Source organism: Bradyrhizobium sp. SRS-191 (assembly GCF_024586915.1).
GTDB lineage: Bacteria > Pseudomonadota > Alphaproteobacteria > Rhizobiales > Xanthobacteraceae > Bradyrhizobium.
In genome coordinates, this window is sequence record NZ_JANBVS010000006.1 from 356,379 (window position 1) to 364,497 (window position 8,119).

Annotated in this window: 9 protein-coding genes; 1 reads left to right on the forward strand and 8 read right to left on the reverse strand. The window is 65.7% G+C overall.

All coding sequences use genetic code 11. The features are described 5' to 3' along the window. Positions 1 to 70: 70 nt before the first annotated feature. The gene (locus NLR35_RS14235) at positions 71 to 451 is read left to right on the forward strand and encodes a hypothetical protein (protein WP_257167151.1); all 381 of its coding nucleotides are present in this window, start codon (positions 71 to 73) and stop codon (positions 449 to 451) included. A gap of 5 nt (positions 452 to 456) precedes the next feature. Here NLR35_RS14235 and NLR35_RS14240 read toward each other — a convergent pair whose 3' ends face one another. The 8 genes from NLR35_RS14240 to NLR35_RS14275 all read right to left on the reverse strand — a co-directional run. Next, positions 457 to 1,944, reverse strand: a complete 1,488-nt coding sequence (locus tag NLR35_RS14240) for a sensor histidine kinase (RefSeq protein WP_257167152.1) — start codon at positions 1,942 to 1,944, stop codon at positions 457 to 459. Positions 1,945 to 1,955: 11 nt separating this feature from the next. Further along, entirely contained in the window at positions 1,956 to 2,252 is a 297-nt protein-coding gene (locus tag NLR35_RS14245) for a circadian clock KaiB family protein (protein WP_006613308.1), read from the reverse strand. Further along, positions 2,249 to 4,003, reverse strand: coding sequence for a circadian clock protein KaiC (kaiC, locus tag NLR35_RS14250; protein WP_257167153.1), 1,755 nt, complete (start codon positions 4,001 to 4,003; stop codon positions 2,249 to 2,251). Before kaiC ends, NLR35_RS14245 begins: the two co-directional genes overlap by 4 nt. 174 nt (positions 4,004 to 4,177) lie before the next feature. Further along, positions 4,178 to 5,047, reverse strand: a complete 870-nt coding sequence (locus NLR35_RS14255) for a protein-glutamate O-methyltransferase CheR (protein WP_257167154.1) — start codon at positions 5,045 to 5,047, stop codon at positions 4,178 to 4,180. Beyond that, on the reverse strand, positions 5,044 to 6,234 hold the full coding sequence (locus NLR35_RS14260) for a chemotaxis response regulator protein-glutamate methylesterase (RefSeq protein ID WP_257167155.1): 1,191 nt from the start codon (positions 6,232 to 6,234) through the stop codon (positions 5,044 to 5,046). The genes NLR35_RS14255 and NLR35_RS14260 overlap by 4 nt, the downstream gene beginning before the upstream one ends. Before the next feature lie 73 nt (positions 6,235 to 6,307). Beyond that, positions 6,308 to 6,673 (reverse strand): PleD family two-component system response regulator, encoded by a 366-nt coding sequence (locus tag NLR35_RS14265; RefSeq protein WP_006613312.1) that lies wholly within the window; start codon positions 6,671 to 6,673, stop codon positions 6,308 to 6,310. A gap of 67 nt (positions 6,674 to 6,740) precedes the next feature. Next, positions 6,741 to 7,211, reverse strand: a complete 471-nt coding sequence (locus NLR35_RS14270; protein ID WP_006613313.1) for a chemotaxis protein CheW — start codon at positions 7,209 to 7,211, stop codon at positions 6,741 to 6,743. Between the two features lie 25 nt (positions 7,212 to 7,236). After that, the coding region (locus NLR35_RS14275) for a response regulator (RefSeq protein ID WP_257167156.1) at positions 7,237 to 8,119 on the reverse strand (883 nt) is incomplete at its 5' end.

Sequence of the window (8,119 nt, forward strand, 5' to 3'; positions counted from 1 at the left end):
CGCGCCGGATGGTTAGATAGAGCAAGGGGACGGAACTCCTGGACGCGGCGGCAGCGACCGGATGTGAGGCATGACGACCGACAACGCTCAGCTCGAAGGTTTGCGCATCCTGGTCGCCGAGGACGAGGGACTGATTGCGCTCGAGCTCGAGACGGTGCTGCAGGGATTCGGCTGCGAGGTGATCGGTCCGGTGTCGCGCGTCCCCGAGGTGCTGCGCGAAGCCGAACGCGGCAACATCGATGGTGCATTGCTCGACGTCAATCTGCGCGGCGAACAGATCTTCGCCATCCTGCCGCAACTGATCGCGCTCGGGCTGAAGATCGTCATCACCTCCGGCTACGATGATGCGACCCTGTTCCCTCCGGAATTCCGCAACCTGCCGCGGCTCGCCAAGCCGTTCGACGAGCGCGCGCTACGCGCCATGTGCGAGACGGCGTTCTTGCGGAGTTGAACAATCTAGTCCGGCTGCACGGCGGACGCCGGCACCTGCTCGGGCATCGCCTCGGCCGACAGGGCAAATCTCAGCGTGCAGCGGATCCCCTCACGAGCGAACGCCAGATCCGCTTCGCCGTCGAGATCGAAGCGGACCACGCGATCGATCAGGGTGGTGCCGAAACCGCGCGATCCGTTGCCCTCGATCGGCGGTCCGCCACGCTCGAGCCAGACGAGCTCCAGCCGGCGCCGATCATCGCACAGCTGCCAGCTGATCGTGACTTGGCCGAACGGCGCTGACAGCGCGCCATATTTCGAGGCGTTGGTTGCGAGCTCGTGCAGCACCATCGAGAGCGGCAGCACCAGCCGTGCCTCCAGCAGCACCGGCGGCCCTTCGATGCTGATGCGGCCCTCGCCGACGCCATAGGGCGCGAGCACCGTCGTGAGCAGCTCGTTGAATCCGATTCCGATCCAGCGCGTCTGGGTCAGGATGTCGTGGGCGATGGAGACCGCCTGGATGCGTCCGGAGAACGCCTTGTTGAAGGCCGGCAGCGACGGCGAGGTCCGCAGCGTCTGGCCGGCGACCGACTGCACGATGGCCAGGATGTTCTTGACGCGGTGGTTGAGCTCGGCGACCAGGACGGTCTGCTGCTCTTCGGCACGCTTGCGATCGGTGATGTCGGTCAAGGTGACGATCGAACCGACCGTCTCCTTGGCGTCGTTGACCAGCGGACCTCCCGATAGCAGGAACGAACGCCCCGACATCCGCTCATCGCGCAGACGCACCTCGACGCCATGAAACGGCTTGGTCGCCAGCGCCCGATCGAGACTCTCGCGCGAGAAGCGCGTCAAGGTGCCTTCCTGGTTCGCGCTCTGGGCGTGGAGCGGAAACGCCTCGGAGAACAATTGCCCCACCGGAGAGCGTTCGGCGAGTTGTTCGGCCACCCAGCTCGCATGCGTGATACGCCCGTCGGGCGCGAGCACGACGACGGCATCCGTCGCCTGCTCCAGGATCGACCGCGCGAAGCGCTCGGCGTTGGCGACCTCCTCCGCCCGGCGCTGGATCGACATGTCGGTCAGGGTCACCAGCGTGGCGACCACGCCGCCCATCGCCATCTGCCGCATCCAGACCGAGACCGGCAGGTCGCTGCCATCGGAGCGGCACAGCTGCGCATCGCTCGCCGCATCGTCTGCGCGTTGCTGCGGCACCGGGCCTGCAAACAGCTCGGCGAAGGTGCGTCCGACCAATTGCTGCGCGTCGAGCCCGGTGAGCGCGCAAAGTCTCGAATTGACGTAGACGATGCTGCCATCGGCATCGAGCGTCAGCGCCCCATCGCTCATTCGCTCGACCAGGACATGATAGGGCGCGTCCGCGCCCTGCAGCATGATGACCTGCGGGCCGCCTGGCCCCTGCACCACCACGGCATCGACGTTGCCGCGATGGATCGCCTCGACGGTCTCTTCCGCCTCGTTCCGCGGCCGCGCCGCCTGCAATGCGTCCTTGGCTGCCACACGTCCTCCGTTCAGCTCGGCGCGATGTCGAGACCGACGAGCACCTTCTCCGCATTGGAGAGGTCGCCGATGATGCGCTTGAGCGGCTCCGGCAGTTGCCGGATCAGCGTCGGTATGGCGACGATCTGATCGCGCTGCGCCAGCGCCGGATCCTTCATCAGGTCGATCACCTCGATGGTGTATCGGCCGGGCAGATGCGTCTCGCACAGCTTCTTGAGATTGGCGAGCGCGGCCAGCGACTTCGGCGTCTGGCCCGCGACATAGAGCCTGAGATTATAGCCATCCTGTTCCATCGCTGTGGCCGTCATTTGCGTGATGTCATCGGTTGAGACGGCGAGCTCGCCGCACGCTTCGACGAGCGGCTCTGGACCAGGGCAATCCGGTCGGCCGAGCGCTGATCCTCGCGGGCAGCGCCTTCCAGGTTCAGAAGCTCCATTTCCCCCTCCTCGCTCACAAGCTGCGCTTTCAGCGTTTCGATCTGCGCCGCGATCTCGCGGCGACGGCGCTCGATCTCGCGCGTGCGGCGCTCCATGTCCTGCGAGCGCAACAGGCGATCGGCGCGGTCCCTGACCTCCTGGGCCACCCGCGCCGATCCCGTGAGCACGCCCTCGGGCCCGACATAGACCTCGCGCAGCGAGATGCCGTCGCTGCCCATCAGGAATTCGCGCACCTGATTGGAGTGCGCCATGCCGCGCGACTTCAACAGATAGAGCTGGCGATTGTGCTCGCCATTGCTTTCGCGGTTGTAGAGCAGCAGCCAAGTGTCGGTGAGCGAGGAGATCTGCATCTCCGTGGTCGCCGTCTCCGCGCTGCCGGCGCCGAGATTGGTGAACAATGCGGTCACGCCGCGCGATTTCAGGAAATCGATCAGCCGCAGCGTCATCGAATGCACGTCGCCGGCAAGTCCGGCGCCCATCAATGACGAGATCGGATCGACCACGACGGCGGCGGGATCGAACTCCTTGACCTCACGATGCATGGCGGCAAGGTGGGTCTCCAGCCCGTAGAGGTTGGGACGGCGCGCCGAGAAGCGCAGGAGGCCGCGATCCACCCATTGCTGCAGGTCGAGACCGACCGATTTCATGTTGCGCACGATCTGCTGCGGCGATTCCTCCAGCGCAAAGTAGATGCAGCGCTGTCCGGCCGCACAGATCGAGTTGGCAAAATGCGCCGAGACCGTCGACTTGCCGGCGCCGGCCATGCCCGAGATCAGGATGCTCGATCCCTTGTAGTAGCCACGGCCCTCGAGCATCTCGTCGAGATCGGCGATGCCCGTCGAGACCCGCTCCGTCGAGACATCATGCGAAAGGCCCGACGAGGTGATCGGCATCACCGTGATGCCTTCCTGGTCGATGATGAAGGGATATTCGTTGGTGCCGTGCGCCGTGCCGCGATATTTCACGACCCGCAGGCGCCGCGTCGACAGCTGGTCGTGCACGCGGTTGTCGAGCAGGATGACGCAGTCGGCGACGTATTCCTCCAGGCCGTAGCGGGTCAGCGTGCCGTCGCCGCGCTCGCCGGTGATGATGGCGGTGACACCCTTGCTCTTGAGCCATTCGAACAGCCGGCGCAGCTCGGAGCGCAGCACGGCCTGATTGTCGAGGCCGCCGAACAGGGTTTCGATCGTATCGATCACGACGCGCTTGGCGCCGATCGAGTCGATCGCGAAGCCGATGCGGATGAACAGGCCGTCGAGGTCGTAGTCGCCGGCCTCCTCGATCTCGTTGCGGTCGAGATGGATGTGATCGACGACGATCTTCTTCTGCTCGATCAGCCGCTCGACGTCATAGCTCAGGGAGCCGACGTTCGTGATCAGGTCCTCGGGCTGCTCCTCGAACGCGATGAACACGCCCGGCTCGTCATAGTCGACTGCACCGTTGTACAGGAACGTCATCGCGAACAGCGTCTTGCCGCAGCCGGCGGCGCCGCACAACAGCGTCGGCCGCCCCTGGGGAAGGCCGCCGAAAGTGACCTCGTCGAGGCCGTCGATCCCGGTCGGCGATTTCGCAATGACAGGGAGATCCCGCGCCACGATTCGAGGACGCACGCTCGTTTTCATCAATTTTTCCCCCGCCGTCGAGCGAACACGCTTCGGCCACACCAAGGCGTGAATCGACGCGCCAGAGGGAAAAAGGTTCCACCCGCGGGAAAAAGATTTTGCCTTGCGGGAGATCCGCGGCGCCCCGGCCGACGTTTGCGCCGGCCGTTCAATGGCTTGACGGCGGGGCGGCCGTCAGCGCGCCGCGACGACCTTCAGGCCGGGCAGCAGCGCCGCACCGCCGCGCGGACTGCGAACGGGGTTGATCTGGTACAGACCACGCCGCTCCTGATTGGGCCGGAAGGCGTCGGTGATGCCGACGACCGACTCGGCGGCGCCCAGCAGCAGCGTGCCGTCCGGCTCCATCACCTTGGCCATCCGTTCGAAGATCTGAGCCTTGGTGTCCTGGTCGAAATAGATCAGAACGTTGCGGCAGAAGATCACGTCGAATTTGCCGAGATGCGAGAAGTCGTGCAGCAGGTTGAGCTGGCGATGCTGCACCATGCCGCGAATGTCGGCGCTGAGCTGCCAGAGCTCGCCGAGCTGGGTGAAGTACTTCACCAGCAACTGGATCGGCAGTCCGCGCTGCACCTCGAACTGGCTGTAGAGGCCGGCCTTGGATTTTTCCAGCACCTCCTGCGAGAGGTCGGTGGCGACGATCTCGATCCGCCATCCGGCCAGCGCTGCGCCGTATTCGCGCAGGCACATCGCGATCGAATAGGGCTCCTGGCCGGTCGAGCAGGCCGCCGACCAGATCCGCAGCGACCTGCGGCTGGCGCGCGCCTGGATCAGCGCCGGCAAGATCCCCTCGCGCAGATGATCGAACGGAATCTTGTCGCGGAAGAAGAACGTCTCGTTGGTGGTCATCGCTTCGACCACCTGCGTCGTGAGCTGATCACCACCGCTCTTCATCTTCTGCACCAGCTCCGGAATGCCCGGCAGGTTGGCGCGGCGGGCCAGCGGCAGCAGCCGGCTTTCGACCAGATATTGCTTGTCGGCCGACAGATCGAGGCCGGACCGATCCTTCAGGAGCTTACGCAAGAACTCATAGTCCAGGGGGGTCACGAACGGTCTCCAGCAAACAGACGGACCAGCTTCGGCGCGATCTGATTCAAGGGAAGAATGGCCGCACAGATGCCGGCATTGGCGGCCGCGCCGGGCATGCCCCAGACCACGCTGGTCGCCTCGTCCTGCGCGATGACGCTGCCGCCGGCGGCAACGATGTCCTTGCCGCCGCGCATGCCGTCGGAGCCCATGCCGGTCAGGATCACGGCAAGGGTCGATCCCTGCCAGATCTCGACGGCCGACGTGAACAACGGATCGACCGCCGGCTTGCAGAAGTTGATGGGGGGCCCATTGTCGAGCGCGATCGCGACCTCGGCTCCATGGCGCGCCACCCGCATGTGGCGTCCACCCGGCGCCAGATAGATCGTTCCGGCCTTCACGATCTCACCATCGACCGCCTCATGGGCGGGACGGCGGCTCGACCGCGCCAGATGCTCGGCCAAAATCGTCGTGAAGGTCGGGGGCATGTGCTGGGTGATCAGCACCGGGAAGCGGTCGATGACCGGCCCGAGCTCGGTGACCACCGCCATCAGCGCCTGCGGACCACCGGTCGACGAGCCGATCAAGAGCACCTTCGGCATCTGCGTGCTGAAGGCGCGGCGCGCCAGGGCGGCAGCCGGCGCGGCAGGTGTCGGCATCGGCGCCGCGGCCGGACGCGCCACCGGCACGGTCCGCAATCCCTGCACGTGCGGAGCGTGCGACGGAGCATAGGCGACGGGCGCAGCCGCGCGGCGCGCCTTGGCGCCGAGATTGCGGATCTTCTGGATCAGGTCGTAATGGAAAGTCTCAGCCGCCGAGGCTTCACGCGTGCTCTCGGGCTTCGGGATGTAGTCGGCCGCGCCGAGCGACATCGCCTTGAAGCTGATCTCGGCGTTGCGACGTGTCAGCGTCGACGCCATGATCACCGCAAGGTTCTTCTTCTTGGCAAGCAGCTTCGGCAGCGCCGCGATGCCGTCGAGCTCGGGCATCTCGATGTCGAGCACGGCGACATCGGGATTGACGCGATCGATCTGATTGACGGCCTCGAGGCCGGTGCGCAGCGACGCCGCCACGACCATGTCTGGCTCAGACGCAATCCAGCGCGAGATCATGCCGCGGATGACCACGGAATCGTCCACGACCATCACCCGGAGAGGCTCCTGTCTGGTCGAACTTGGAATCGAAGAACTGGCCAACGCGACGCTCATAGTTCACCAACAGGACAGAGGCACAGGACGACGGCAAGCCCGGACAAGCACGGGCTATCCGAACCGAACAGGTTCAGATCAGCCCGACTTCCTGGAATTTCGCCGTGACGATGTCCTTGTCGAACGGCTTCATGATGTACTCGTTGGCGCCGGCGTGCAGCGCGCGTGCGATGTGCGCGACGTCGTTCTCGGTGGTGCAGAACACCACTTTCGGCGCGTCGCCGCCGGGCATGCGGCGGAGATTGCCGAGGAACTCATAACCGTCCATGACGGGCATGTTCCAGTCGAGCAGCACCGCATCGGGGAGGCCGCGCTTGCAGATCTCCAGCGCCTGCTCGCCGTCCTCCGCCTCCACGATCTGGAAATCCAGACCTTCCAGGATGCGGCGGGCCACCTTTCGAATGACGCTCGAGTCGTCAACTACCAGACACGTTCTCATTTCAGCCTCTCGGGATCAGGGTCCAAACCGACCGCGCGGTCTCGCGTGGGCGGGCTTACGCTGCGGCTCAGGCCGCCATCTTGTCGGCGGCAAGTTCGAGTACGCGATCGACATCGAGGATGACCATCAGCTGGCCATCGAGGCGATGCACGCCGCCGGCGAGCTTCGCCATGCGCGGATCGAGATTGACCGGGTTCTCCTCCCGGCTCTCCTCGGGCAGCCGCAGCACCTCGCCGATCTGGTCGATCAGCAGGCCATAGGACTCGCCGCGCAGGTCGACGCCGACCGCCATCGGCGGCTTGCCGTCATCGGCGCGGGCAAGTCCGAGCCGCGCCCGCATGTCGACGACGGTGACGATGCGGCCGCGCAGGTTCAGGACGCCGGCGATCTCGGTGGATGACAGCGGCACCCGCGTCACCCGCTCCGGCATGAACACGTCCTGCACCCGCGAAATCGGCAGGCCGAACAGCTGGCCGCCGATCATCGCGGTAACGTATTCGACGACGGCGCCCTCGGTGGTTTCAATCTTGCTGCTCATTGCACGCTACTCCTGCCCTTCCCCATTACGCCGCACGCTTCGCAGCGTCGGCGCGGGCCCGTTCCTCGATCTGTTCCTTGAGCGCCGCGATCAGACCCGGACGGTCGAACTTGGCGATGTAGTCGTAGAGGCCGGCCTGGCGGCCGCGCTCGATCGCCGCCGGCGACACCAGCGACGACACCGCGATCACCGGCAGATGATGCAGGTTCTGGTCGGCGCGGATGGTCTCGGCGAACTCGAAGCCGTTCATCTCCGGCATCTCGATGTCGGTGACGACGATGTCGAAGCTGTGCCCGGAGCGCAGCGTGGCCAGGCCCTCGAGGGCCGAGGCCGCGGTGCGGACCTTGTAGCCGGCCGACTTCAGCACCGGCGCCAGCATGTTGCGGAAGAACGGCGAGTCGTCGACCAGCAGCACCGACTGCGTCTGCGCCTCGGTCGCCATCTCCTTGCGGATGAACCAGTCGGCGAAGGCCATCGGCAGGAAGTGGCCGACGTCGATGACTTCGGTCGCCTGTCCCTTGATCACGGCCGAGCCGAGGATGCCGTCCTTGGCGCCGGAGACCTGGATGTTGAGACGCTCCTCGACGATGTCGATGATCTCGTCGACCACGAGGCCCATCGCGCGAGTCTCGTCGGCGAACACCAGGATCGGCTGCGATCCCGTGGTCTGCACCGAGACGCCTTCCATCTGCACCAGCGGCATCAGCTGATCGCGGTATTGCACCATGTAGCGGCCGTTGGAGATCTCGATCTTGTCGGCCGCGATCTCCTCGAGCCGCGTGACCAGCGCCAGCGGCACCGCCTTGGGCTGCGCCGTGCCGGCGCGGAACACCAGGAGCGAGGTGAGCTGCTCACCGCCGATGATGTGATGCGACGAATGCTCGTCGGCGACCGCCTGCGAGGCCGTG

Bases quoted from the DNA above. Each gene is read 5' to 3' on its own strand.
- NLR35_RS14260 (WP_257167155.1), bottom strand. From the start codon at position 6,234: ATGAGCGTCGCGTTGGCCAGTTCTTCGATTCCAAGTTCGACCAGACAG.
- NLR35_RS14245 (WP_006613308.1), bottom strand. From the start codon at position 2,252: ATGACGGCCACAGCGATGGAACAGGATGGCTATAATCTCAGGCTCTAT.
- kaiC (WP_257167153.1), bottom strand. From the start codon at position 4,003: ATGAAAACGAGCGTGCGTCCTCGAATCGTGGCGCGGGATCTCCCTGTC.
- NLR35_RS14265 (WP_006613312.1), bottom strand. From the start codon at position 6,673: ATGAGAACGTGTCTGGTAGTTGACGACTCGAGCGTCATTCGAAAGGTG.
- NLR35_RS14270 (WP_006613313.1), bottom strand. From the start codon at position 7,211: ATGAGCAGCAAGATTGAAACCACCGAGGGCGCCGTCGTCGAATACGTT.
- NLR35_RS14235 (WP_257167151.1), top strand. From the start codon at position 71: ATGACGACCGACAACGCTCAGCTCGAAGGTTTGCGCATCCTGGTCGCC.